This is a genomic window from Longispora fulva, assembly GCF_015751905.1.
In the GTDB taxonomy this organism is placed as follows: Bacteria; Actinomycetota; Actinomycetes; order Mycobacteriales; family Micromonosporaceae; genus Longispora; species Longispora fulva.
The window spans coordinates 5,983,148-6,008,205 of sequence record NZ_JADOUF010000001.1 but is presented as its reverse complement, the minus strand read 5'-3'; the positions used below and the strand labels follow the sequence as shown (position 1 = coordinate 6,008,205).

Genomic DNA, 25,058 nt, shown 5'->3' with positions numbered 1-25,058 from the left:
GGTTCATCAGATGAGATCCGCTATAACCTTTCTACCCCGGTTCTCCCGGTCCCGCCAGGGATTCCGGGCAACCTGTGACGGCTGGGGTTCATGGGACCGGGGGCGGGGTTTCTGGGACCGGCTGGCACCGCACCGCGACATCGGGTAGGAACTTGCGTATGTCGTTCGCCGTCACGCCCCAGGGCTTCGAGCTGCGCGGGGAGCCCTTCCGGGTGCTCTCCGGCGCGATGCACTACTTCCGCAGCCTGCCCGAGCAGTGGCCGGCCCGGCTGCGGATGCTCCGCGCGATGGGGCTGAACACGGTCGAGACGTACGTGGCGTGGAACTACCACGAACCGGTCGCCGGGGTGGTGGAGCGGCTGGACCACCTGGCGAAGTTCCTCGACGACGCGGCCGAGGCGGGGTTGTGCGCGATCGTGCGTCCGGGGCCGTACATCTGCGCGGAGTGGGAGAACGGCGGGCTGCCGGCGTGGCTGACCGGTTCGGGCGTGCCGCTGCGGTGTCATGACCAGCGGTTCCTGGCGCCGGTGGACCGGTTCTTCGACGCGCTGTTGCCGCTGGTGGTCGAGCGGCAGGTGAGCCGGGGTGGCAACGTCATCATGGTGCAGGTCGAGAACGAGTACGGCTCGTACGGCTCGGACCAGGAGTATCTGCGGTATCTCGCGGACGGGCTGCTCGCCCGGGGGGTCGACGTGCCGCTGTTCACGTCCGACGGGCCCGAGGACCACATGCTCACCGGGGGGTCGGTGCCGGGCATCCTGGCCACGGTCAACTTCGGGTCGGATCCGAAGGCGGCGTTCGAGACGCTGAAGCGGCACCGGCCGGACGACCCGCCGATGTGCATGGAGTTCTGGAACGGCTGGTTCGACCACTGGGGCGACGAGCACATCACCCGGTCGGCGGCGGACGCTGCGGCCACTCTGGACGAGATGCTGGCCCTGGGCGGGTCGGTCAACTTCTACATGGCGCACGGCGGGACGAACTTCGGCACCTGGGCCGGCGCGAACCGGGGCGGCACCTACCACGACGGCGACTACCAGCCGACCGTCACGTCGTACGACTATGACGCGCCGATCGATGAGCGCGGGGCGCCGACGGAGAAGTTCTGGGCGTTCCGGGAGGTGCTCGCGAAGTACACGTCGGACATTCCCGATCCTGAGCCGTTGCCGCCGGTGCTGGTTCCCCGGACGGTGACGCTCGGCGAGCCGACGTCCTGGCGTGGTCTGGTGCGCGACGGTGTCGGAAGTCCGATGCCGGTGAGCTATGAGGACCTGGGCGTCGTGCACGGCCTCGTGCTGTACAGGGTGGAGGTCCCGGGCCCCCGGCAGCCCTATCCGCTGGTCGTGGACGGGATCGCCGACCGCGCGCATGTGTTCGTTGACGGACAGTTGCGGGCGACCCTGGAACGTGGCGGGACTAACACCATCGATGATGTTGCTGGTCCTGCGACCGTGGAGGTCCTCGTCGAGTCGCTGGGCCGGGTCAACTACGGGCCGCACGTCGGGGAGACCAAGGGCATCCGGGCGCTCCGGCATGAGCGGCAGTATCTGCACGGGGTGACCGCGTACCCGTTGAACTGGGAAGATGTTCCTTGGGGTTCGGGTGTCGAGGGGGTCGGGCCGGTCTTCACCCGGGGCGACTTGAAGATCGACGAACCCCTCGACGGGTACCTGGCCGTCCCCGGTGGACTGCGCGGGTATGTATGGGTAAACGGCTTCTGTCTGGGTAGGTACAACGCGGTGGGCCCGCAGCGCACGCTGTACCTGCCCGCGCCGATCCTGCGTTCTGGGTCGAATGAGGTCGTTGTGTTGGAGCTTGATGGTGTGGCACAGTCCGCTGTGTCCATCGATGGGGAGGCAGGTCTGGGGTGAAGGCGAGCGCTCGGGGTCTTGAGTGGTTCCAGGACGCCCGTTTTGGGCTGTTCGTCCACTGGGGTCTGTATGCGCTCGTGGGGCGCGGCGAATGGCACATGTTCAACGACAGGGTGCCCGCCGACCGATACAGGGGCCTGGCCGACCACTTCTACGGCAGCGAGTGGGACGCAGCCCGACTGGCCGACCTCGCCCTCGACGCCGGCCAGCGCTACATCACCGTGACCGCCCGGCACCACGACGGCTTCTCGCTCTTCGACACCCAGATGTCCGACTTCAAGATCACGAAGACGCCGTTCGGCCGGGACCTGCTGGCCGAGCTCGCCGACGCGTGCCGCGACCGGGGCCTCGGACTCGGTGTGTACCTCTCCCTGGTCGACTGGTCGCACCCCGGCTACCGCGACTGGCAGAACAACTCCTCGTGGCACTCGTTCCGGGAGTACCTGTTCGGCCAGGTCAAGGAGGTCTGCACCCAGTACGGGCCGCTCGTGCAGCTCTGGCTCGACGGCGACTGGCCCGGCACCCGGCTGTCCCGCGACCACCCCGACTGGTTCGCCGGCCGCGCGGACTACCACTACCCCGAGCTGTACGCGGCCGTGCACAACGCCCAGCCCGACGCCGTGATCCTCAACAACCGGCACTCCACCCTGCTACCCGGCGAGGACATCCAGTGCTTCGAGCAGGAGGTCAACCCGGCACTGGCCGGCGACGCCCCGGCCGAGACCTGCATGTCCATGGACGCCAGCTGGGGCTTCATGCCGCACGACCCGCTGCGGCGCAGCGCCGGGCAGCTCACGGCGCGCCTGGCCCGCGCCGCCGGGTACGGCTCCAACCTGCTGCTCAACGTCGGCCCCACCCAGTCCGGCAACATCCCCGACCACCAGATCAGCCGACTGCGCGGGGTGGGCGAGTGGCTGGTCACCCACGGTGAGGCCATCTACGGGACCAGGGTCGGTTTCAGCTCCGGGCAGGGCTGGACGTCGACCCGGCGCGAGGGCGCGGACTACATCATCGTGACGTCCTCGGCGTCGGAGCTGTCCGTGCCGCTGCCGGACCCGGGTCGGTTCCCGTACACGGAGGCGATCGGGAGTCGGGTACGCGGTTCCGAGGTGCGCGACGGGCACCTGCGGATCAGCATGAATCCCGGGGACTTCCCGGCCGTGGTGAAGCTGACCTAGGCTCCGCTGCTGCCGCGGACGACCAGCTCCGCCGGTACCCCGATCGTCTGGGGCCGCTCCTCGCCCAGGGCCAGGGTCAGCGCCCGCGCGCCCATCTCCACCAAGGGCAGCCGGACCGTCGTCAGCGCCGGCGAGAGGTCGCGCACCGACGGCACGTCGCCGAACCCCGCGACCCACACGTCCTGCGGAATCCGCAGCCCCCGGTCGCGCAGCCCGGTGCAGAACCCGGTCGCCATCACGTCCGACATCACGAACGCCGCCGTGGTGTCCGCCGGGACCGCCTGCGCCGCCCGGTAGCCGCCGTCCCGGCTGAAGTCGGCCTCGACCAGGGTGTCCTCGAGCCGCCCCAGCCCGGACCGGAACCCGTGCAACCGGTCGCGCACGGTCTGCAGCCGTCCGGGCCCGGCCACCACGGCGACCGAGGACCGACCCCGGAAGTGCCGCCCGACGGCCGCGCCGCCACCCGTGTTGTCGGGGCAGAGCGTGTGCGCCGGCAGGCCCGGCTGCCCCACGCACGCCGCCCGGCCGTCGGCGGCCGTGAACTGCTCGACCTCCTCGGCCAGCCGGGCCTCCCCGGCGTCGGACGTGGTCCGGCTGCCGACCAGGATCGCCGCCTGGGCCCGCTGGCCGCGCAGTGCCGCGAGATGCGCCGCCGCCACGTCCGGGTCCGTGCCGGTGCTGGCGATGACCACCCTCATCCGGTACTCCTCGGCCACGGCCAGCACCCCCGAAGCGATCAGCGAGAAGTACGGATCGGCGATGTCGTGCAGCAGGAGGCCGACCAGTGGGTTGCTGCTCCGCGCGAGAGCCTGGGCCTGGGCGTTCGCCGTGTAGTGCAGGCGTCGGGCCGCGTCGAGCACCCGGGCGCGCAGGTGGGGGCCGACCGTGCGGGAGGTCGCCGACGCTGAGCCGTTGAGCACCCGCGAGGCGGTGGCGATCGACACCCCTGCGGCCTGTGCGACGTCCTGCAGTGTGGGCTGACGGGTCACCGGGCCACCGTAGCTCGCTCGCGTGGGTTCCTTTGGCCGGTCACATCGCGGCGGTGAGTCTCCGGCGGCGCCGTCCATACCAGAGCGCCGCAGCGCCGCCGATGGCCACGGCGGTGACCGCCATCGCCGCGACCGGGACGGCCGGCTTCTCGCCCAGAACCCTGCGGCGCAACGGAATCGGGTGCCGGAAGGTCAACACTGGCCAGTCGTGTTCGAGGGCCGCTCGGCGCAGCCCGCGATCCGGGTTGACCGCTGTCGGATGTCCGACACAGGCGAGGAGGGCGGCGTCGCTGATCGAGTCGGAGTACGCGTAACACTCGGTGAGGTCATACCCCCGTTGGGCCGCCAGGGCGGTCACCGCCGTCGCTTTGTTCGGGCCGGCGGCATAGAAGTCGACCTCGCCGGTGTAGTGACCGTCAGCGACGACCATCCGGGTGGCGATCACGTCCGTCACGCCCAACAGCTCGCCGATCGGCCGCACCATCTCGTCACCGGAGGCGGACACGAGCACGATGTCGCGACCGGCCGCGCGGTGCTCGGAGATGAGGGTCGCGGCCTCGGCGTAGATGTAAGGGTGAATGAGCTGGTCCAGAGTCTCGGTGACGATCTGCCGGACCTGGTCCGCCCGCCACCCCTTACACAATTGGGCGAGATAATCGCGCATTCGATCCATTTGCTGGTCGTCCGCGCCGGCACGCTGATAAACGAGCTGCGCGTACGCAGCCCGCAGGACGTCACTCCGGGTGATCAGGCCGTCGCGGTAGAACGGCCGCCCGAAGGCCAAGGCGCTCGACTTGGCAATGACGGTCTTATCGAGATCGAAGAACGCGGCGCTGCGACCCACGGCCGGAGTTTAGATCCTCAACGCCAACAGGGCGATGACCGGGCCGGAATCGGAGGAAGAACAAGGGGCCTCGACTATGTAGGCCAAGTCAGGCATGCTGGTGCATAGTCATAGCTCCCTTACCTTGGCCCCTCGGCGGTCGCACCCCCCGTGACCGCTGAGTCGGTCCGGCTCACCCCCCGGAGCCGGGCCGCACGACGACCCCCGCCACCCCCCGGCGGGGGTCGTCCATTTAGTGGCATCGGTGTCGGCTGGCTGTTCCCCCTGGTCAGGGCCCGGTAGCTGATCGTCACCACGATTGTGCCCGAGGACGGCCGGAATCGTCAGCGGGAACTCGGCCGAGGGTCCGTCGTTCGAATGGCCAGCGTCGGGCATGTGATTCGCGGATGAATTCCATTGCCGGAAAGTCCAGGGCGGCTATTCACTCACGGGGAGTTGGTCGGCTTCCGATCGGGACCGTGTGACTTTCTGTGCGGCTTCCGTCAGAGAGGCCTCTATCCCGTGGTCGGGTAGGGGTCTGGTTTCGGGCTGTGTAGCGGTCGGGTCTGTGCCGTGCCTGGGTCAGGTGCGTGACGCCGGGCCTGGTGGCCGCTGGTGCGTGCCGTTCGTGAGGTCGGTGGTGGGGCGGGGTCGGCGGAGTTTCGCAGGCTTCGAGGCTCTCACCAGCGCGGTTGTCCACCGGGTTATCCACAGGGTGGGTGGTTGTCCACAGGCTGTGCACAACCTGCCGGTTCCGGAGCGAACGTGGGGCGGTCACCCACCGAGCAGGGAGCCCGCCGTGCAGCATCCCCGATCGCTGATCGTCACCGCCGACCCCCGCCTCCTGGACGAACTGCTCAGGCTCACCGCCCGGGCCGGCGTCGTGCCGATGGTCGCGCCGGATCCCGCGGCAGCCCGACAGCTCTGGAACGGCGCGACCCTCGTCGTCGTCGGCCCGGACCAGGCCGAGGGCTGCGCCGGGCTGCCGAGCAGGTCCCGGGTCGTCCTCGTCGTCGACTCCGATCCCGACGACCCGCTGTGGGAGCTGGCCCAGCTCCTCGGCGCCGAGCACGTCGCGGCCCTGCCGGCCGCCGAGCCCTGGCTCGTCGAGAGGTTCGGCGCGGCCGAGCGGGCGGCACCGGTCGCCCCGGTGATCGGGGTCCTCGGCGGCCGGGGCGGGGCTGGGGCCTCGGTGCTCGCCGCCGGGCTCGCCGTGACGGCCGCCCGTGGCGGTTCCGACGTCCTGCTCGTCGACGCCGACCCGCTGGGTGGCGGCGTGGATCTGGTGCTCGGCTGGGAGGAGGTCGGCGGGCTGCGGTGGCCGGAGCTCACCTCGGGGGAGCTCGGGCCGTTCCCGGAGCGGGGCCGGCTCAGCGTGCTGTCCCAGGACAGGCACGTCGCGGTCGAGGTGTCGCCGGAGCTGATGGCGACAGCGTTGCGTACCGGGCGGTCGAGCTCCGACCTCGTCGTGCTCGACCTGCCCCGCACCCTCGACGACGCCGCCAGGCACGCGATCGGGCACGCCGACCGGCTGCTGCTGGTCGTGCCGGCCGAGCTGCGCGCCTGCGCCGCGGCGGCGAAGGTCGTGGCGCACCTCGGGACGCCGGACGTGCCCGTCGAGGTGATCGTCCGTGGCCCGTCGCCCGGCAGGCTGCGGGCCGCCGAGATCGCCCGCGCCCTCAGCCTGCCGCTGGCCGGTACCCTGCGGTCCGAGCCCGGTCTGGTCACGGCCCTCGAACGCGGCTCGGCCCCCGCCCACACCGGCCGCGGCCCGCTCGCCGAGCTGTGCCGGCGGCTGCTCGCCGACCCGCGCTTCGGCCCGGTGTCCGCGCGGCCCGGTGAGGCGTCATGAGCGCCGCCTCCTCGGGCCTGATCGGGCCCCTCGAGTCCCTCCAACAGGATGACCTGATCACCGACATCCTCGTCAACGGGCCGGATGAGGTGTGGGTCGACCGCGGGGCCGGCCTGTTCCGTACCGGGCTGCGGTTCGGTGGGCACGCGGAGCTGCGCGCCGTCGCCCAGCGGCTCGCGGCGGCCTGTGGGCGACGGCTGGACGACGCGAGTCCGTATGTGGACGCCCGGTTGCCCGACGGCACCCGGGTGCACGCGGTGCTGCCGCCGATCGCCCGGCGCGGACCGTACCTGTCGCTGCGGCTGTTCCGCCGGCAGGTCTGGGCGCTTCGCGAACTCGTGCCGGCCGACGAGGCGGCCCTGCTGTGCGCGGTGGTGGCGGCGCGGCTCGCGTTCGTGGTCACGGGGAGTACCGGGTCGGGGAAGACCACCGTCCTCAACGCGCTGCTCGGCGAGGTGTCGCCGGCCGAGCGGGTCGTGATCGTGGAGGACTCGGCGGAGCTTCGGCCGGCGCACCGGCATGTGGTGGCGTTGGAGGCGCGTACCCCGAATGTGGAGGGCGCCGGGGCCGTGACCCTGCGTGACCTGGTCCGTCAGGCGCTCCGGATGCGGCCCGACCGGATCGTGGTCGGCGAGTGCCGGGGGCCGGAGGTGGTGGACCTGCTCGCGGCGCTGAACACGGGCCACGAGGGCGGTGCCGGGACGCTGCACGCGAACGCCCCGGCGGACGTGCCGGCCAGGTTCGAGGCGCTCGCCCTCGCCGGCGGGCTGGACCGGGCGGCCCTGCACGCCCAGCTCGGGGCAGCCGCGCCGGTCGTGGTCCACCTGCGCCGTCAGGGACAGCTCCGGGTGCTCGACGAGGTCTGCCTGCTGGTCCCGGGGGCCGGCGGCCTGGTCACCGCGTGCCGGGTCTGGGGGCGTGCCGAGGGGCCAGCGCCGGGGGCCGGACGGCTGGCCGGGCTGCTGACGAACCGTGGGGTGGCGGTCCCGGGGCTGCTGGTGGACCGGGGGGCCGAGGTCGGCCAGCACCGGCTTCACGGCATCAAAGGACCTGGTCGGACCCAGGAGTTCGATCGGCGCGCCGGTGACCTGGGGCATCGGGCGGGTGACCGGTGAGCACGCCCCGTCAGACAGGGGCTTCGGGTTGGCGGCGCGAGTTGACGGGTCGGCTCCGGCGGCTGGTGCGTCCTGCGCGGACCCCGCGTCTGCGCATCGGACAGGCGGCGGCTGGTGGCTTCATCGCCGGAATCGCGGCTGGGCTGTTCGCTGGCCCTGTCGCGGCACTTCTCGCCGGGGGGTACACGGCAGTGGCGGCCAGGGCGCTCCTGCAGCGGGCTGTGAGCCGGGCGGAGGTGAGGCGCCAGAGCCGCGCGCTCGACGCTGTGGTCGGCCTCGCCGCCGACCTACGGGCGGGTCTGCCGCTGACTCGAGGGCTGGAAGCCGTCAGGGCCCGGTTGGCCCAGCCGGACATCCACGCCCCGGATTCATCCGGCATGTCAGATCCTTCCCCGGTCGTGGGCAAGCCGTCGAGCGGCGAGTCCGCGCGCCGGCCGGAACTTTCGCCGGTCGTGGGCACGTCGGATCGAGGGTCAGGCACCGGTCGGCACCGGTCGGATCACCCGTCAGTCGTGGACATGCCTTCAGGGCGGCAGGCCGGGGCAATCCAACGGCGTCGGTGGCGTGCCCGGGCGGGTTCCCGCTGGCCCGGGGCGCGGTCACGACCGGGGAGGGGTGCCGGGCGACCGCCCGACGGCCTGGGGCGATCCCTGCCGGCGCTGGGGTCGGTGACGGCGGAAGGCCGGCTGCTGGCGGCGTGGCGGCTCGCGGAGCGTACCGGCGCGCCACTTGCCGACACTCTCGACCTGGTGGTGCTGGATCTCCGCGAGGAGCAGTCCCGCCGGGCCGGGACCGCGGCGCAACTGGCCGGCGCCCGCGCCACGATGGCCATCCTCACAGCGCTGCCCGCCATGGGCCTGGCCCTCGGGTACGCGATCGGCGGCGACCCCCTGGCCGTGCTGCTGCACACCCGGTTCGGCGCGGTGTGCGCCGTGCTCGCCCTGCTGCTCCAACTGCTCGGCCTGACCTGGGCGGACAGGCTGGTGCGCCATGCTTCGGCGTAACGCGGCCCGTGACAGGCTCCGCCGGATCTGCCCGCCCGGGGTCGAGGCGTCGACCGTACCGGTGGCCGCCCGGGTCGCGGCGGGGCTCGCGGCCGGCGCGGTGACCGCGCTGCTCGTCGGCGGTTGGGTCGGGCTGGCCGTGGGGGTGCCGGTCGGGGCGGTGGCCGCGCGGACCGTGGCGGGGCTCGAGCCGGCGGCCAGCCGGCGGATCCGGCTACGGATGCTGGCCGACGCGCCCTTCGCCGCGGACCTGTTGAGCACGGTGCTCAGGTCCGGGGCACCGCCGTCCAGCGCGGCCGGGGCTGTCGGAGCCGTCCTCGGCGGTCCCCTGGGCGACCGGCTCACCCGGGCCGCCGCGGACCTGCGGTCGGGGCGGGTGCCGGCCGACGCCTGGGCGCGGCTCGCGGACACCGTGCCGGGGGCGCGGATCGCGGCCGCCGCGGTGCGCAGCAGCGAGAGCGGCGGGGCGTTCGCCGTCGGCCTCGAACGCCTCGCGCTCGAACTCCGGGTCGAGCGGAACGCGGCATCCACGGCGGCCGTCCAGCGGGTCGGAGTGTTCATTGTGCTGCCGCTCGGGCTGTGCTTCCTGCCGGCATTCGTACTCGCGGGCCTCGCCCCCGTGGTTTTCACGATTTTTGGTCAGTTTCTCCGATGAAAGGAAATGACATGAGGGCACTAATTCGCCGGGTAATCGGTCGATTTCGAGGCGACGACGGAATGACCACTGCGGAATACGCCGTCGGGACCATAGCGGCCGTGGCGTTCGCGGGCCTGTTGTTGAAGGTGGTGACATCGGGTGGAGTACAGACCGCGTTGAATGCCCTGATCGAAAGGGCGCTCCGATGAGGTGGCTCGCGCGCGGGCGTTCCCGGCTGGCCGGCGACCGGGGTTCCGCGACCGTCGAGCTGGCTGCGTGCCTGCCGGTCGTGGTCCTGTTGCTGCTCGGGGGCTTGACGGCGGTATTGGCGGTGCTTGGCCAGGTGCGGTGCGTGGACGCAGCCCGGGAGGCCGCGCGGGCTCAGGCCAGGGGCTCCGGCGGGGTGGAAGCCGGTCGTCGGGCAGCGCCCGGGGCGTCGATCACCGTGACGCGGAGTGCGGAATCGGTAAGGGCCAGGGTCGTCCTCGTCGTCCGCCCGCTCGGCCGGCGCCTGCCCGGGGTCACGGTCAGCGCCGAGGCGGTCGCTGCCCTCGAACCGGGCGAGACCCGGTGACCGCCCGGCCGCCTCGAAAACGGCTCCGCGACCGGTTCGGTGGAGCCGGGGGCCGCGAGCGCGGTTCGGCCTCGCTGATCATGCTGGGGATCGGCTGTCTGCTCGTGCTGCTGTCGTCCTTCGCCGCAGCCGTCGGTGCGGCGGTGGTCGCCCGGCACCGGGCCGGAGCAGCGGCCGATCTCGGGGCGCTCGCCGGGGCCCGGTACGCGATCGAGGGGGCCGGGCCGGCCTGCTCGGCGGCCGAGGCGATCGTCGCCGCGAACGGCGCGCGGCTCGTCGGGTGCGCCCTGGACGGGTTGGACCTGGTCGTCACCGCCGAGGTGGTCCCAGCGTCGATCGTCCGCCGGGGCTCGGCCCGTGCGACAGCCCGCGCCGGCCCGCTCGGAGACGACGACGGCGACCAGGAGGATTCGCTCCGCGAGAACGGAAGTCACGAGGACGTGTTCCGCGATGCGATGGGTGGGGCCGGGACTCGATGGCTCACGCAGCGATGGTGGAAGCCGCGAAGGCCGGCCCGCGATGGCCGCCCGCCGCGGGACAGGAATGAGAACGGCGGCGGATCCCGAGCACGGCACGCCCTCGCTGGGCGGTGTCGTGTGCGGTCAGGCGACTGTGGCGAGGGCGGCGAGCACCGCGTCGAGCACCCGGACGGCGCCCGGTTTGGACAGGGGATCGTTGCCGTTGCCGCACTTCGGGGACTGGACGCACGACGGGCACCCGGCCGGGCACTCGCACGCGGCGATCGCCTGCCGCGTGGCGGTCAGCCAGTCGGTCGCGGCGGCGTACGCCCGCTCGGCGAAGCCGGCCCCGCCCTGGTGGCCGTCGTAGACGAACACGGTGGGCAGGTCGGTGTCCTGGTGGCGGGCGGTGGACAGCCCGCCGATGTCCCACCGGTCGCAGGTGGCGATCAGGGGCAGCAGGCCGATCGCCGCGTGCTCGGCGGCGTGCAGGGCGCCGGGCAGGTCCGCGGGCTCGATGCCGGCGACGGGGTCGCCCGTGATCGTGTACCAGACGGCGACGGTCCTCAACTGCCGCTCCGGCAGGTCCAGGGGCCGTTCGTCGATGACCTCCCCGCTGCTCAGCCGCCGGCGCTGGTACGCGACGACCTGGCTGGTCACGTCGACCTCGCCGAGGCTGAGCCGTACCGGGCCGGCGTCGATCGTGGCCTGTGTGGAGATGATGCGCAGTTCGGTGACGTCTCTGGCGTGGGTGCTCCAGTCCGGCTCCTCCGCCCGGACCAGCGCCGCGCCGTCGTCGAGGTCGAGCTCGTCGACGACGTAGGAGGAGCCCTGGTGCAGGTACACGGCGCCGGGGTGCACCTGGGAGTGTGCCGAGCCGGCGTCGATCGTGCCGAGCAGGCGACCGGTGCCCGTCTCGATCACGGCCACGGGTTCGCCGCCCGTGCCCCGCAGGTCGACGGTGGGCCGCCGGTGCCCTGTCCAGTACCACCCGGTGGGGCGGCGGCGCAACAGCCCGTCGAGCAGCTCCTCGCTCGCGCCGAACAGCGGCAGGTCCTCGGCGGTCAGGGGCAACTCGGCGGCGGCGCAGCACAGGTGCGGGCCCAGGACGTACGGGTTGCCCGGGTCCAGCACCGTCGCCTCCACCGGCCGGCGGAACAGGGCGTCGGGGTGGTGCACGAGGTAGGTGTCCAGCGGGTCGTCGCGGGCGACCAGTACGCACAGGGCCTCCTGCCCCGAGCGCCCGGCCCGGCCGGCCTGCTGCCAGAGGGAGGCGAGGGTGCCCGGGTACCCGGTGAGCAGCACCGCGTCGAGCCCGGCGATGTCCACCCCGAGTTCGAGGGCGTTGGTGGCCGCGAGCCCGACGAGTTCGCCGGAGCGGAGCGCCTTCTCGAGGGCGCGGCGCTCCTCGCGCAGGTAGCCGGCCCGGTAGGCGGCCACCTGGTCGGTGAGGAAGTCCAGTTCCGCGTCGCGGAGTCCGCGCTTGGCCATGGTCGCGACCAGCTCGGCCCCGCGTCGGGACCGGACGAACGCGAGGGTGCGCACTCCGGCGGCGACGAGGTCCGCGAGGAGGGAGGCGGTTTCGCGGAGCGCCGTCTTGCGGACCGGCGCGCCGTGTTCCCCGACAGCCGGGGCCTCGTAGGTGGGGGAGTCATCGTGGTGCTCGGGTGGCTCGACGGCCCACAGCTCCTCGGGGTGGTCGTCGCTGGGGCCGGGGCTCCAGAGTTCCCCGTCCTCGGCGGGCACCCGGGGCGTCACCGTGACGTGGCCGGCCCCGGAGGCGGACGCGTGGCCCGCCACAACACCATGCACGGTGACAGCGCCGGTCTGAGCCCCGGCCAGCGACAGGGAGCCTTCCCCGCCGAGGCCGACCCCGCCGACCCCGACGGCGCTGCCCACGACGCCGCTGGCCGGCCGGTCCGGAGACGCGGCCTCCCACGGATCAATTGCCCCGTGCCCTCTCCTGAGCACCGGCAGCAACGGCGGCTCCCACAACGCGAACGTCACCCCCGCCCGGGGCGAGGCGTCATCCGTCACCGCGACCACCGGCAACCCGGTCAACCGGGACGCCGACGCCGCCGGATCGCTGACCGTTGCAGAGGCCAGCACGAACGTCGGTGAGGTGCCGTACCGGGCGCACAGCCGCCGGAGCCGGCGGATCACGTGTGCGACGTGCGAGCCGAACACGCCCCGGTACGTGTGGCACTCGTCGATCACGACGTACTGCAGCCGGCGCAGGAACCCGGCCCACCGGGCGTGCTGCGGCAGCATCCCGTGGTGCAGCATGTCCGGATTGGTGAGCAGGAGTCGGCCGTGCCGGCGGAGCCAGTCGCGTTCGGCGCGGGGGGTGTCCCCGTCGTACACGGCGGCGGAGACGTCGAAGCCGGTCAGGGAGCGCAGCTGGTCGGCGGCGAGCGCCTTGGTGGGCGACAGGTACAGCGCCGTGGCGTTGGTGGCGAGCAGCCGGGACACGACGGGCAACTGGTAGGCGAGGCTCTTGCCGGACGCCGTTCCTGTCGCGATCACGACATGCCTGCCCTCCCAGGCGGCCGTGGCGGCTTCGGCCTGGTGCGCCCAGGGCCGCTCGATACCCCGGTCGGCCAGGGCGGAGAGCACATCTTCTGGTACGAAATCGGGCCACTGAGCTGGGCGTCCGCTCCTGGCTGGCACCCGCTCGACGTGGGTGACCAGACCGGTGCGTCCGCGCACCAGGCTGGCCAATACGTCAATCGCCGTCACTCATGCACTCTGACACATCCCGGAGGTGGTTAGATTCACCCATGGAGCTGTCGCTCGAAACCGAGGCTGTCGCGGACCGCACCCTGTTGAGGGTTGGCGGGGAGATCGACGTGTACACCGCACCGAGCCTGCGGGAGCGGCTGGTCGAGCTCGCCGACGGCGGGGCCCGCCACATCGTGGTGGATCTGGAGATGGTGGAGTTCCTGGACTCGACGGGGCTCGGTGTGCTGGTGGGAGGCCTGAAACGGGCCCGGGCCAGCGATGGGACCTTCGTGCTCGTCTGTGACCAGCCCCGGCTGCTGAAGATCTTCCGGATCACCGGGCTCGAGCGGGTGTTCGAGCTCTATCCATCGGTGGCCGACGCGCTGGCTGGAGCGCGGTAACCGGGATGCCGACGGTTCGGCTGCGTTTCTCACCGTCGCCGGCGCACGTGCGTACGGCGCGCCTGGTGGCGGTCGCCTGCGGCCGGCGCGCGGGCGTCGCCGTGGACCGGCTCGAGGAGCTGAAGCTCGCGGTGGGTGAGGCCTGCGCGCGGGCGGTCGCCCGGCACCGGCGGGGCAGCCTTCCCGACATGGTCCTGTTGGAGCTGGTGGACGACGCCGGCTTCGAGGTCCGGGTCCTGGACTACGCGCCGGCCGATCCGGGCAATCCGGACGACCCGGAGGAGACCGTGGTCGCCGAGGCCGGGATCGCGCTGTTGGCCGAGTCGGCGGACGTGCTCAAGGTGACGCCCGGTGCCGACGGGATCGGCAGCACGATCTCCCTGTGGTGGCCGACGGCGAACCACCGCTGACCACACCGCCACCGGCGCGGCTCAGCTTCCGATCGCGCCGTGCCGGACGAGCGTGAGCCCCGAGACGGGCTCCCGCACCCCACCGCGCAGCGCCGTGGCTCCCACTCTCAGGGTCGCCGGATTGTCGTAGTAGGTGCCGACGGCGTCGACGACGAGGTGCGTCGTACCAGTGAAGTTGAAGACGTTGAACGAGTTCTGCGCGCCGATCCGGGTGATCGCGGCATTCGGGATGATCTGGCCGAGGTACGGGTTGAGGTTGCTCACCCCCGGCCGGGCGATGCCGTTCGGCCACACGGTCAGGTATGTCTGCGCGGTAGGGGCGACGGCGGTCACGTTGAGCGCCAGCGCCTTCGTTCCGTTGGCGAGCAGCGCCGGCGGGGTGGCGATCGTCGCGGTGCCGCCTGAGGGGATCGCGGTCGGCGTGCCCTGGCCGATCCGGGAGTCGGCGACCCGGGTCGGGGTGATCGGGCTGAACAGCAGGCCGCCCGGCAGTGTTCCGTCGTCGAAGATGCCGACGATGTCCACGATCACGTGGGTGGTGGTCATCGTGTAGACCCCGATGGTCGGCAGGCCCTCCGACGCGCCGCACCGTTCGCAGGGCGCGGTGGGCACGATGGCCATGTTGGGCACGTTCGCGCCCCGGGTGTAGTTGAGCGTCGAGGCGTCCGGCAGGCCGGTCCCGATAACGCCGTCCCACGCGGTCAGGAAGCCCGGGCCGTCGGGTTCGGTCGCCGTGATGTTGACCGCGAGGGCACGGATGTGCGGGTCGATGGCGGTGCCGTAGCTGACGGGGAGGCGCAGGTAGTGGTCGGAGGCGAGCTTGGCGCCCCAGTCGGAGCGGCTGTCGAACAGGCGCTGCGGTTGGACCGGGAGCAGTTGGCCGCCGTTGCGGTACCCGTAGTCCAGGATGTCGTTGTTCTTGGCGTAGAAGCCGACGATGTCCGCGATGAGGTGGGTCTGGCCGGCCAGGTTGTACAGCTTGATCCTGCCGTCCCCTCCGACGGCGACGGTCACGGAGTTGGCTCCGGTCCAGCCCCGGACGACGTTGAGCGAGGAGGTGTTGGGCCGGGGCACGTCCGACGGGTACACCGTCACGAAGCTGTCCACGGTCGGTTCGGTCACCGTGACGTTCAGGACGACGGCGCCCACGCCGGTCGCGGGGATCTGGTTGGTGCCGGTCACCTGGAGGGTGATCGTGCCGTCCGGGCCGACCTTGGCGGCGGGTGCGCCGGTGCCGGACCGGGTGTCGAGGATCCGGGTCGGGGTCCGTGGGTGGTAGGTGCCGGTGGCGCCCACGACGGCGTTGACGGACAACGACACGGTGGCGGGGTCGGTCACGCTGTTGTTCGGCAGCTGGAGCAGCGCCGTCCGGTCGCCGACCGAGTGCGGGTTCGGCACGACGTCGACCGTGCAGCTGTGCCCGGGGGCCAGGGTCCGGCCCGAACAGTCGTCCGCCGAGATCGAGAACGCGTCCGGCCACTGACCGGCGATCGACGCCGTCCCGAAGGTGACCGCATGGATGCCGGAGGAGGTCACCGTGAGCGTCCGGGGCGCTCCGGTCCGGCCGATGTCCTGGCGGCCGAAGGTGAGTGCGCTCGTGCTGAGCGTGAGGATCCTCGGGTCCACCCCGTCGACGGTCAGCGGGACGACCTTCCGGCCGCCGACGGCGTTGTCGGGCAGCAGCAGCTGGGCCGACTGCTCGCCGAGCCTCATGGGGGACGGGGTCACGGTCACCGTGCACGTCTGGCCGTAGGTCAGTGTCTTGTTGGCGCAGGTGCCGCCGGTGACGGCGAACGCCGCCGGGCTGGCCCCGCCGAGGGTCGGGGTGCCGAACCGGGTGGGCTCACTGCCCGCGGCGGTGTACGTGACGGTCCTGCTCGTGCCGGGCTCGCCGAGGGCCTGCGGTCCGAACGTGAGCCCGGTGACGTCGGCGTTCGCTCCGGCGTAGCCGACGGTGGACCTCCACCGGAGTTCGCCCGTCAACGCGTCGGGCTGTGCGTCGCAGGGCAGGGAGAACGAGGCCGCGAACCCGCTGACCTGGTTCGCCGCGTCGCGGACCACCTCCTTGACCAGCAGGGAGCCGGGTACGCGCTGGTCACAGCCCCGCCCGTCGCCCTCGACCAGGGCCGTCGCGTAGGCGGGGTTGTTCTGGTCCTTCTGCACCACGTAGCTGGTGCCCGCGACCCAGGTGGTGCCCGCTGGCGGCTGGAGGATGGCCTGCCACACGTGGTCGGGGTTGTTGAAGGTGACGTAGAACCTGTCGTTCTCCCAGGACCGTCCGGCGATCGCCGCGTTGTTCCGGTCGAAGGCGAGGGTGCCCTGGAGCAGGGAGCCGCCAGCCCCGCCGTCGAGGATCAGGGCGTCGTAGGGGGCCGGTGGCAGTGTGGCCGCATTTGCCGGGACCGGTGCGACCACGACAGCGGCGGTCAGGGTGACGGCGGACAGCAGAACGGCGCGCATGAGCCGCAAGGAAACTCCCCGTGAGATTCGACAGAGGCGGACGTCAATAGCGAAGGCTAGTCATGCCGCCGCACCGGGGCAATGCCGATAACGGCGTTATGGTCGGGTGCATGCCGCTTCCCTTGCACATCACCGTCTGGGACCAGGGTGCGTCGGACGCGACCCCGGTGGTGTTCGTGCACGGCACCCTCAACTGGGGCACGCTGGCGTTTCAGGACCAGAGACCCCTTTCCCGGTACCGGCGGCTGCTCGTCCCCGACCGGCGCGGATTCGGGGCGAGCCCGGACCTGGAGGGCGGCGCCCACACCAGCGACCACGACGTGGACGCCGAGGACGTCGTCACCCTGCTCGGCGAGGGCGCGCACCTGGTCGGGCACTCCTACGGCGGGGTGGTCGCCCTGTTGGCCGCCGCCCGCCGTCCCGACCTGGTCCGGTCGCTGGCCCTGATCGAGCCGGCGGCGCACCAGGTGGCGGCCGACCGGCCGGTGGTCGCCGCGGCCATCGCGGCGGGCAGGGAGTCCATGGCGGGCGCGCGGCGGGCGACGGCTGAGGAGTACCTGGAGGTCGTGTTCGGTGACCGGCCCCGGCCGGGGCCGGCGGACTGGCTGCTGCGGGCGGCGCACACCGCGTTGCACGAGCGGCCGTGCTGGCTGGCGGACATCCCGACGGAGCCGCTCGCCGGGGCGGCGTTCCCGAAGCTGGTCGTGACGGGGGCCTGGGACGTCGACGTTCCGGGGTACTGGCCCGGGATGGGCGTCGTGATGAAGCTGGTCGGCGAGGTGGTGGCCGACCGGATCGGCGGTCGGCTCGTCCGGGTCGCCGGGGCGGCGCACGAGGTGCAGCGCGAGCAACCGGACACGACGAACGCGCTGCTCACGGACTTATGGGCTATCTCTGGATAAAGTGCACTACGAGAGCCGGTGCGCGCCGGGTCGGGAACCGCCGTACCAAAAATTGATCTTGGATTGGGCGCGCCCGGCTATCGAGGGTGGCGCATGTCACTACGCGGCTTTTGCGCCCCGGCTTGCGCCTGCGGCAGACCCCGGTGACCTGCGGAGACCGCTCTCCCTCGCTCCGGCGGCCAAGATCCATAGCATAGAGACGAAAGTCTTTCAAAAAGAGGTGGAGCCAGGTGTGACTCCGCCCACGATCTCGGGCTAGAGTACGCGGGTCGTGTCGCAGCGTTCGCGCGCTGTGACACGTCGGCGTCGACCCGCCAGGGCCGACGGGGATCGCTACTCCACATGTGGAGCACGCCGCCCTCGGCGGGCCACGGAGCGGCCCGACCGCTTCCTGAAGCCGTTAGCTGGGCGCTCGTTATCAGGAGGACGGATGTCCGCAGTACTTCTCGCCATCGGCGGCGAGAACGGGGCGGCCCTGACTGGTTCGAACACCACCTACGTGATCATCGCCGCGGCCATCGCGCTTCTCGCGCTCGGCTTCGCGGCGGGTCTCGTCAAGGCGGTGCTCGCCACCGACAAGGGCACCCAGAAGATGCAAGATATCGCCGGAGCGGTCCAGGAGGGCGCGAGCGCGTACCTGAACCGGCAGTTCAAGGCGCTGGCCGTTCTGGTCGTCATCGCGGTGGGCCTGCTGTGGCTGCTGCCGGCCGATGGCGGCAACTCGATCCGGTTCGGCCGGTCGGCGTTCTTCATCGTCGGCGCGCTGTTCAGCGGCTTCATCGGCTGGGCCGGCATGTCGCTGGCCACCCGGGCGAACCTGCGGGTGGCGGCTGCCGCCCGGGTCGCTGAGGGCGGCCGGGAGACCGCGATGCAGATCGCGTTCCGCACCGGTGGCGTCGTCGGCTTCCTCACCGTGGGCCTCGGCCTGTTCGGCGCGGCGCTGGTCGTGCTGCTGTACAAGGGCGACGCCCCCACCGTGCTGGAGGGCTTCGGCTTCGGCGCCGCGCTGCTCGCGATGTTCATGCGGGTCGGCGGCGGCATCTTCACGAAGGCCGCCGACGTCGGCGCGGACCTCGTGGGCAAGATCGAGAAGGGCATCCCGGAGGACGACCCGCGCAACGCCGCGACCATCGCCGACAACGTGGGCGACAACGTCGGCGACTGCGCCGGCATGGCGGCCGACCTGTTCGAGTCGTACGCCGTGACGCTGGTCGCCGCCCTGATCCTGGGCAGCGCGACCTTCGGCAACCAGGGCCTGGTGTTCCCGCTGATCGTGCCGGCCCTCGGCGTGCTCACCGCGATCGTCGGCGTGTTCATCACCCGGCTCCGCAAGAGCGACAAGAGCGGCATGACCGCGATCAACCGCGCGTTCTACATCTCCGCGGCCATCGCCGCCGTGCTCTGCGGCGCGGCGGCCTACGCGTACCTGCCGTCGAGCTTCAGTGGCCTGGCCACCAAGGACGCCGACATCCTGGCGCACTCCGGCGACCCGCGGCTGTTCGCGATCGGCGCCGTCGTGATCGGCATCGTGCTGGCCGCGATCATCCAGGCCCTCACCGGGTACTTCACGGAGACCTCGCGCAAGCCCGTCCGCGACATCGGCAAGGCGGCGCTGACCGGCCCGGCCACCGTCGTGCTCGCCGGCATCTCCGTCGGCCTCGAGTCGGCCGTGTACACCGCGATCGTGATCGGCGCGGCCGTGTTCGGCGCGTACCTGCTCGGCGGTGGCGTGCTGCTGCTGTCGCTGTTCGCGGTGGCGCTGGCCGGTTGTGGTCTGCTGACCACGGTCGGCGTGATCGTAGCCATGGACACGTTCGGCCCGATCTCCGACAACGCGCAGGGCATCGCCGAGATGTCAGGTGATATCGACGAGAAGGGTGCCCGCACCCTGACCGACCTCGACGCGGTGGGCAACACCACCAAGGCGATCACCAAGGGCATCGCGATCGCCACGGCCGTGCTGGCCGCGACCGCGCTGTTCGGCGCGTTCACCGCGATCATGCGGACCGCGCTGGAGAAGTCCGGCGCCGACGCGGTGAGCACCGCCGCGAAGCTCGACGAGTACATCCTCAAGACGCTCAACGTGTCCGACCCGCGCAACCTGGTCGGCCTGATCGTCGGCGCGGCCGTCGTGTTCCTGTTCTCCGGGCTCGCGATCAACGCCGTGTCCCGCTCGGCGATGGCCGTGGTGTTCGAGGTGCGTCGCCAGTTCCGCGACTTCCCCGGCATCATGGACGGCACCCAGCGTCCGGAGTACGGCAAGGTCGTCGACATCTGCACCCGGGACGCGCAGCGCGAGCTGATCACCCCCGGTCTGCTGGCCGTGATGGCCCCGGTGGCCGTGGGCTTCGGACTGGGCGTGGGCGCGCTGGGCGCGTACCTGGCCGGCGCGATCGCCACCGGCACCCTGATGGCGGTGTTCCTGGCCAACTCCGGTGGCGCGTGGGACAACGCGAAGAAGATGGTCGAGGACGGCGCGTACGGCGGCAAGGGTTCGCCGGCGCACGAGGCGACCATCATCGGTGACACGGTCGGTGACCCGTTCAAGGACACCGCCGGCCCGGCCATCAACCCGCTGATCAAGGTCATGAACCTGGTGGCGCTGCTGATCGCTCCGGCGATCGTGCTGTTCACCCTGGGCAACGACATGAACACCGGGGTCCGGATCGCGATCGCCGCCGCGGCGGCCGCTGTCATCTTCGTCGCGGTGCTGATCAGCAAGCGGCGTCCGAACGCCGTGGACGCCGCCGAGGAGACGAACGGCAGCGAGGCGCACGAGAAGGTGAACGCGTAACACCCTGCTCGAGGAGGGCCCGGCGCATTCCGCGCCGGGCCCTCTGTCATGAGTGGGACACCGCCGGGGCCGGCGCGACACTAACGTTGGCCGGGTGACTGGCCCCAGCTATGACAAGGTCGCCGCCCGCTACCTCGACGAGTTCGGCGACGAGCTCGCCGGCAAGCCACTCGACAGAGGACTCCTCCTCGCCCTCCTCGAACTCGCCGGTCCCGGCCCGGTCGCCGATCTCGGCGCGGGCCCCGGGCACATCGCCGACTACCTGCGCGGCCACGGCGCCGACGTGTTCGGCCTGGACCTCTCGCCGGTGATGTGCGCGGTGGGCGCCCGGCGCTACAAGCTGCCGATGCTCGCCGGCGAGCTCACCCGGCTCCCGCTCCGGACGGGCTCCCTGGGCGCGCTGACCGCCCTGTACACCGTCATCCACCTCTACGCAGAGGACCGCGCCCGCGCCTACGGGGAGTTCGCCCGGGTGCTGCGGCCGGGCGGGTTCGCGCTGATCTCCTTCCACGTGTCCGACGCCGGGCACCTCGCTGGCGAGTCGCACACGATGGACACCTGGTGGGGGGAGGCGGTGGACCTGACGTTCCGGTTCCTCGACCCGTCGGCCGAGCAGGCGAGCCTGGAGCGGGCCGGCCTGGAGATCGTCACCACCCTGGAGCGGGCCCCGCTGGACCCGGCCGAGCACCCGAGCCAGCGGGCCTACCTGCTGGCCCGCAAACCGGTCACGAGTTCTGGCAGCTCTGCGCCGTCGTGAACGCCTTCTTCAGCTCCGGCGAGTCGAGCTTGGCCGGGTTGGCCGACTCCGGCTGGTACTCCTGCTTCAGCGTCTCCATCGCCGAGGTCACCCCGTCGTAGAACGGTTTGTCCTCGGTGGTCGGCAGGCCGGCGATCGACCGCCGGGCCTTGCCGTAGGCGTCGCGGGCCGCGGCGATCGCCTTCGCGAGCTGGTCGGCGAACTGCGAGCCCCGGTCCACGTCCGGCACCCCGGCGCCCACGACGGTGGCCCTGGCCGTCTCCGAGGCGGTCTCCGCCCCGCCCAGCAGGCCCAGGAGGCTCTGTTGGGCCTCGTGCGGGTTCTTGGCCGTGGCCATGCTGTCCTGGGCGTTCTTGGTGAGCTGGCCGACCTTGACCTGCCAGGTGCGGACGGAGACGCACACCGAGTCGGCCCACCGCTCCGGAGCCACGTCCCCCTGGCATCCGGCGAGGAGCCCGGACGACAGGAGAAGGACGGCGAGAACTGCGCGGCTGCGTGAGGCCATGACGGACAGTCTAGGAGCATGTCCCGGGAGGGCCGAACAGTCGTACGATGCTCTCGATGAATCAGCTGTCCCTGTTCGCGGCGGAGTCGACCGACCGGAGTCCCCTGGACCTGGCCGGTCTGCTGGCGGGTCCGGGTCAGCTTGTCAGGATGGGCGGCACGGCCCGGGTGTCGGTCGTGGTGGCCGACGAGTGGCGGGCCCTGGCCCTCACGGCGGAGTACGCGGCCCGGGGCCTGGGCGGCGACCGCACCCCGACGGCCGAGGAGCACATCTCGGTCCGCACCGTCTACTCCAAGGAGCTCGCCCCGCTGGGCAGCTGGCTGCGCGGCGCGGTGAAGATGCCGCCGCCCGACCTGGAGCTCGACGGGCACAAGCTGCGGCTCTGGGTGATCGCCGCGGGCGGCCCCGGGGACAACCGGAGCTACCACCTGCCGCTGACCGCGACCGACGAGCGGTCGTGGCGCGCGGTGGGGGCGGCCATCGCCCGGGCCGGGTTGCCGGCGGAGCTGGTCGGGCCCCGGGCGGGCGGGCCGGCGTACCGGATCGTGGGGCGGCGGCGGATGAGCCGGTTGGCGGAGCTGGTGGGGCCGGTTCCGCGCGGCGCGCCCGAGGGAAGCTGGCCCGAGCGTCGGTGAAATAACCCGATATACAGGGGCATAGCGGGACGTGTGAGGGCGAAAGCATGGCCAAATCGCCACCTGCGCAACTGGCCGTTCGGTCGGCGCGTTACGTTTAACAATTGATCGCCGCCTTAAGAGGGCTTGCCTACTGCACTAGGGGACTGGAGTACCGTGCCTCGTTCCACAAGCACCCGCCTGGTCATCGTCGAGTCCGCGGCGAAGGTCAAGATCATCGCGGGCTACCTCGGCTCGGGCTATGTCGTGGAGTCGAGTCTGGGCCACGTCCGGGACCTGCCGCGCGGGACGAAAGACCTCCCCGAGGAGTACAAGAAGCAGCCCTGGGCGTATCTGGGCGTCAACGTCGACGACAACTTCACCCCGGTCTACGTGATCAGCGCCGACCGCAAGAAGCAGATCACCAAGCTGAAGGCCCTGATCAAGGACGCCGACGAGCTCTACCTCGCCACGGACGGCGACCGCGAGGGCGAGGCCATCGCCTGGCACCTGATCGAGACCCTCAAGCCGAAGATCCCGGTCAAGCGGATGGTCTTCAACGAGATCACCAAGCCGGCGATCCTCGCGGCGGTGGAGAACCTGCGCGAGCTGGACAAGGACCTCGTCGACGCCCAGGAGGCCCGCCGGATCCTGGACCGCCTCTACGGGTACGACGTCTCCGCCGTGCTGTGGAAGAAGGTCCAGCGCGGCCTCTCCGCCGGCCGGGTGCAGTCGATCGCGACCCGGATCGTGGTCGAGCGCGAGCGCCAGCGGATGGCGTTCCACGCCGCGACCTACTGGGACATCCTCGCCGCGCTCGTCGGCGGCAAGGAGAAGGGCGCCTTCACGGCCACCCTCAACGCGCTGGACGGCGTGAAGACGGCGACCGGCAAGGACTTCGACCCGGCGACCGGCCAGGTCCGGGTCGGCGCCCAGGTGGTGCACCTCGACGAGCAGGGCGCGCGGGGTCTGGCGGCGCGGCTCGAGGGCCGGCAGTTCGTGGTGGACCGGGTCGAGGAGAAGCCGTACCGGCGCAAGCCGTACGCGCCGTTCATCACCTCCACGTTGCAGCAGGAGGCGTCGCGGAAGCTGCGCTACTCCTCGCAGCAGACGATGCGGGTGGCCCAGCGGCTGTACGAGAACGGGTACATCACCTACATGCGTACCGACTCGACGAATCTGTCGCAGACGGCGCTGAACGCGGCCCGCCAGCAGGTCCGCGAGCTGTACGGCGACCGGTTCGTGCCGCCGCAGCCCCGGCTGTACACGAAGAAGGCCAAGAACGCCCAGGAGGCGCACGAGGCCATCCGGCCCGCCGGTGACGCGTTCCGCACCCCGGGCGACGTGGCCAAGGAGATGCCGGTCGACGAGCTGAAGCTCTACGAGCTGATCTGGCGGCGGACGATCGCCTCGCAGATGACCGACGCGATCGGCAACTCGACCTCGGTGCGGATCAAGGCGACCACCGCCAGCGGCGAGGAGTGCGACTTCACCGCGTCGGGCAAGACGATCACGGACCCGGGCTTCCTCAAGGCGTACGTCGAGTCCACCGACGACGAGAACGAGGAGTCGGAGGACGCGGAGAGCCGGCTTCCCGTCCTGGTCAAGGGCGACCAGCTCAACGCCGACGCGCTGACCCCGACCGGGCACACTACCCAGCCGCCGTCGCGTTACACCGAGGCCTCGCTGATCAAGGCGATGGAGGAGCTGGGCGTCGGCCGCCCGTCGACGTACACCCCGACGATCCAGACGATCCAGGACCGGGAGTACGTCTTCAAGAAGGGCCAGGCCCTCATCCCGTCCTTCACGGCGTTCGCGGTGATCCAGCTCCTGGAGCAGTACTACCCGCGCCTGGTGGACTACAACTTCACGGCCTCCATGGAGGACGAACTCGACCAGATCGCGGGGGGTGAAGCCGCCTCCGTCGATTTCTTGAAGGGGTTCTACTTCGGCGGCGAGGACGGGCCCGAGGGCTCCGTCGCCCGCTCCGGTGGCCTGCAGAAGATGGTCACGGAGAACCTGGCCGACATCGACGCGCGCGCCGTCAACTCGATCCCGCTGTTCGACGACGTGGTGGTCCGGGTCGGCCGCTACGGTCCGTACCTGCAGAAGGGTGAGGACGCCGAGGCCCGCGCCGCCATCCCCGAGGGGGTGGCCCCGGACGAGCTGACCCGGGAGAAGGTCGAGGAGCTGTTCATCGGCGGCAACGGTGAGCGCGACCTCGGGCAGCACCCGGAGACCGGCGACCCGATCCTGGTGAAGACGGGCCGCTACGGTCCGTACATCTCCAGTGGGGAGAAGTCGGCCTCGCTGTTCAAGACCCAGTCCCCGGAGACCGTCACCTTCGAGGAGGCGGTGCAGCTCCTGACGCTGCCGCGGGTGGTCGGCAAGGACCCGGAGGGCGAGGAGATCGTCGCCACCTCGGGTCGCTACGGGCCGTACATCAAGCGGGGCACCGACTCGCGGTCGATCGAGACCGAGGAGCAGATCTTCACGATCACCCTGGAGCAGGCGCTGGCGATCCTGGCCCAGCCGAAGACCCGGGCCGCGCGGGGGGCAGCCAAGCCGCCGCTGCGCGAGATGGGTCCCGACCCGGTGACCGAGAAGCCGCTGGTCATCAAGGACGGCCGGTTCGGGCCGTACGTCACGGACGGCGAGTACAACGCGTCGCTGCGCCGTGGCGACACGGTCGAGGAGCTGACGATCGAGAAGGCGTCGGAGATGCTCGCCGAGAAGCGCGCCGCCGGCCCGGTGAAGAAGAAGGCGACCAAGAAGGCTGCGGCGAAGAAGGCCGACGCCCCGACGGCGAAGAAGGCGGCTGCGGCCAAGAAGACGACCGCGGCGAAGAAGGCCCCGGCTGCCAAGAAGGCCCCCGCGAAGAAGGCGGCGGCTCCCGAGAAGGAGCTGACGGAGACCCAGAAGGCCAACCTGGCGGTGAAGGCAGCGATGGCCGCCGCGAAGAAGGCCGCGAAGGCCGCGGCCAAGTAGATCCT

19 protein-coding genes and 2 pseudogenes are annotated in these 25,058 nt (G+C 71.6%); 16 read left to right on the top strand and 5 right to left on the bottom strand.

Annotation, left to right across the window (positions count from 1 at the left end; genetic code table 11):
• Positions 1-158: 158 nt before the first annotated feature.
• The gene (locus IW245_RS27155; protein WP_197005991.1) at positions 159-1,871 is read left to right on the top strand and encodes a glycoside hydrolase family 35 protein; all 1,713 of its coding nucleotides are present in this window, start codon (positions 159-161) and stop codon (positions 1,869-1,871) included.
• Positions 1,868-3,049, top strand: coding sequence for an alpha-L-fucosidase (locus tag IW245_RS27150; protein WP_197005990.1), 1,182 nt, complete (start codon positions 1,868-1,870; stop codon positions 3,047-3,049). Before IW245_RS27155 ends, IW245_RS27150 begins: the two co-directional genes overlap by 4 nt.
• Here IW245_RS27150 and IW245_RS27145 read toward each other — a convergent pair.
• The gene (locus tag IW245_RS27145) at positions 3,046-4,038 is read right to left on the bottom strand and encodes a LacI family DNA-binding transcriptional regulator (RefSeq protein ID WP_197005989.1); all 993 of its coding nucleotides are present in this window, start codon (positions 4,036-4,038) and stop codon (positions 3,046-3,048) included. The two genes, IW245_RS27150 and IW245_RS27145, sit on opposite strands and share 4 nt — an antisense overlap.
• A 40-nt stretch (positions 4,039-4,078) precedes the next feature.
• Entirely contained in the window at positions 4,079-4,882 is an 804-nt protein-coding gene (locus tag IW245_RS27140) for an HAD family hydrolase (protein WP_197005988.1), read from the bottom strand.
• A 778-nt stretch (positions 4,883-5,660) separates the two neighbouring features.
• Here IW245_RS27140 and ssd point away from each other — a divergent pair.
• From ssd to IW245_RS27105, 7 genes and pseudogenes are all read left to right on the top strand, one after another.
• Positions 5,661-6,713 (top strand): septum site-determining protein Ssd, encoded by a 1,053-nt coding sequence (ssd, locus tag IW245_RS27135; protein ID WP_197005987.1) that lies wholly within the window; start codon positions 5,661-5,663, stop codon positions 6,711-6,713.
• A pseudogene (locus IW245_RS27130) lies at positions 6,710-7,711 on the top strand (TadA family conjugal transfer-associated ATPase); the annotation flags it as partial. The gene ssd and the pseudogene IW245_RS27130, both read left to right, overlap by 4 nt.
• Positions 7,712-8,496: 785 nt before the next feature.
• Positions 8,497-8,832 carry a type II secretion system F family protein gene (locus IW245_RS27125; RefSeq protein WP_197005985.1) on the top strand — a complete coding sequence of 112 codons (336 nt, stop codon included), beginning with the start codon at positions 8,497-8,499 and terminating at the stop codon, positions 8,830-8,832.
• Positions 8,819-9,487, top strand: a complete 669-nt coding sequence (locus IW245_RS27120) for a type II secretion system F family protein (RefSeq protein WP_197005984.1) — start codon at positions 8,819-8,821, stop codon at positions 9,485-9,487. The genes IW245_RS27125 and IW245_RS27120 overlap by 14 nt, the downstream gene beginning before the upstream one ends.
• Before the next feature lie 11 nt (positions 9,488-9,498).
• Positions 9,499-9,678, top strand: coding sequence for a DUF4244 domain-containing protein (locus IW245_RS27115; RefSeq protein ID WP_197005983.1), 180 nt, complete (start codon positions 9,499-9,501; stop codon positions 9,676-9,678).
• Positions 9,675-10,043 (top strand): TadE family type IV pilus minor pilin, encoded by a 369-nt coding sequence (locus IW245_RS27110; RefSeq protein WP_197005982.1) that lies wholly within the window; start codon positions 9,675-9,677, stop codon positions 10,041-10,043. Before IW245_RS27115 ends, IW245_RS27110 begins: the two co-directional genes overlap by 4 nt.
• Positions 10,040-10,411, top strand: a pseudogene (locus IW245_RS27105) (Rv3654c family TadE-like protein); the annotation flags it as partial. The gene IW245_RS27110 and the pseudogene IW245_RS27105, both read left to right, overlap by 4 nt.
• Positions 10,412-10,645: 234 nt before the next feature.
• Here the strand turns inward: IW245_RS27105 and IW245_RS27100 are convergent.
• A complete protein-coding gene (locus IW245_RS27100) occupies positions 10,646-13,240 on the bottom strand; it encodes a DEAD/DEAH box helicase (RefSeq protein ID WP_197005981.1) in 2,595 nt (864 codons plus the stop codon).
• A gap of 41 nt (positions 13,241-13,281) precedes the next feature.
• On the opposite strand from IW245_RS27100, the gene IW245_RS27095 reads away from it, so the two are divergent.
• Both IW245_RS27095 and IW245_RS27090 read left to right on the top strand, forming a co-directional pair.
• Positions 13,282-13,623, top strand: a complete 342-nt coding sequence (locus IW245_RS27095; protein ID WP_197005980.1) for an STAS domain-containing protein — start codon at positions 13,282-13,284, stop codon at positions 13,621-13,623.
• A 5-nt stretch (positions 13,624-13,628) separates the two neighbouring features.
• Positions 13,629-14,033 carry an ATP-binding protein gene (locus IW245_RS27090; protein WP_197005979.1) on the top strand — a complete coding sequence of 135 codons (405 nt, stop codon included), beginning with the start codon at positions 13,629-13,631 and terminating at the stop codon, positions 14,031-14,033.
• Between the two features lie 21 nt (positions 14,034-14,054).
• Here IW245_RS27090 and IW245_RS27085 read toward each other — a convergent pair whose 3' ends face one another.
• Positions 14,055-16,493: a choice-of-anchor D domain-containing protein gene (locus IW245_RS27085; protein WP_197005978.1), complete on the bottom strand. Its 2,439-nt coding sequence runs from the start codon at positions 16,491-16,493 to the stop codon at positions 14,055-14,057.
• A 110-nt stretch (positions 16,494-16,603) separates the two neighbouring features.
• Between IW245_RS27085 and IW245_RS27080 the strand changes: the two genes are divergently transcribed.
• The 3 genes from IW245_RS27080 to IW245_RS27070 all read left to right on the top strand — a co-directional run bounded on the left by IW245_RS27080 (position 16,604) and on the right by IW245_RS27070 (position 20,946).
• Positions 16,604-17,395 carry an alpha/beta fold hydrolase gene (locus IW245_RS27080; protein ID WP_197005977.1) on the top strand — a complete coding sequence of 264 codons (792 nt, stop codon included), beginning with the start codon at positions 16,604-16,606 and terminating at the stop codon, positions 17,393-17,395.
• 430 nt (positions 17,396-17,825) lie between these two features.
• On the top strand, positions 17,826-20,189 hold the full coding sequence (locus IW245_RS27075) for a sodium-translocating pyrophosphatase (RefSeq protein ID WP_197005976.1): 2,364 nt from the start codon (positions 17,826-17,828) through the stop codon (positions 20,187-20,189).
• Positions 20,190-20,283: 94 nt separating this feature from the next.
• Positions 20,284-20,946, top strand: coding sequence for a class I SAM-dependent methyltransferase (locus tag IW245_RS27070; protein ID WP_197005975.1), 663 nt, complete (start codon positions 20,284-20,286; stop codon positions 20,944-20,946).
• Here IW245_RS27070 and IW245_RS27065 read toward each other — a convergent pair.
• Positions 20,915-21,451 carry a hypothetical protein gene (locus tag IW245_RS27065; protein ID WP_197005974.1) on the bottom strand — a complete coding sequence of 179 codons (537 nt, stop codon included), beginning with the start codon at positions 21,449-21,451 and terminating at the stop codon, positions 20,915-20,917. The genes IW245_RS27070 and IW245_RS27065 overlap by 32 nt on opposite strands.
• Positions 21,452-21,507: 56 nt before the next feature.
• Here IW245_RS27065 and IW245_RS27060 point away from each other — a divergent pair, with 56 nt between their 5' ends.
• Complete coding sequence (locus IW245_RS27060; RefSeq protein WP_197005973.1) at positions 21,508-22,086, top strand: hypothetical protein; 579 nt, start codon at positions 21,508-21,510, stop codon at positions 22,084-22,086.
• A gap of 156 nt (positions 22,087-22,242) precedes the next feature.
• Positions 22,243-25,053: a type I DNA topoisomerase gene (gene topA / locus IW245_RS27055; protein ID WP_197005972.1), complete on the top strand. Its 2,811-nt coding sequence runs from the start codon at positions 22,243-22,245 to the stop codon at positions 25,051-25,053.
• Positions 25,054-25,058: the final 5 nt, after the last annotated feature.

Excerpts from the sequence above, each read along its gene's own strand:
- IW245_RS27155 (WP_197005991.1), top strand. The coding sequence starts at position 159 with ATGTCGTTCGCCGTCACGCCCCAGGGCTTCGAGCTGCGCGGGGAGCCC.
- IW245_RS27080 (WP_197005977.1), top strand. The coding sequence starts at position 16,604 with ATGCCGCTTCCCTTGCACATCACCGTCTGGGACCAGGGTGCGTCGGAC.
- IW245_RS27095 (WP_197005980.1), top strand. The coding sequence starts at position 13,282 with ATGGAGCTGTCGCTCGAAACCGAGGCTGTCGCGGACCGCACCCTGTTG.
- IW245_RS27060 (WP_197005973.1), top strand. The coding sequence starts at position 21,508 with ATGAATCAGCTGTCCCTGTTCGCGGCGGAGTCGACCGACCGGAGTCCC.
- IW245_RS27110 (WP_197005982.1), top strand. The coding sequence starts at position 9,675 with ATGAGGTGGCTCGCGCGCGGGCGTTCCCGGCTGGCCGGCGACCGGGGT.
- IW245_RS27065 (WP_197005974.1), bottom strand. The coding sequence starts at position 21,451 with ATGGCCTCACGCAGCCGCGCAGTTCTCGCCGTCCTTCTCCTGTCGTCC.
- IW245_RS27085 (WP_197005978.1), bottom strand. The coding sequence starts at position 16,493 with ATGCGCGCCGTTCTGCTGTCCGCCGTCACCCTGACCGCCGCTGTCGTG.
- IW245_RS27090 (WP_197005979.1), top strand. The coding sequence starts at position 13,629 with ATGCCGACGGTTCGGCTGCGTTTCTCACCGTCGCCGGCGCACGTGCGT.
- IW245_RS27075 (WP_197005976.1), top strand. The coding sequence starts at position 17,826 with ATGTCCGCAGTACTTCTCGCCATCGGCGGCGAGAACGGGGCGGCCCTG.
- IW245_RS27120 (WP_197005984.1), top strand. The coding sequence starts at position 8,819 with ATGCTTCGGCGTAACGCGGCCCGTGACAGGCTCCGCCGGATCTGCCCG.
- IW245_RS27115 (WP_197005983.1), top strand. The coding sequence starts at position 9,499 with ATGAGGGCACTAATTCGCCGGGTAATCGGTCGATTTCGAGGCGACGAC.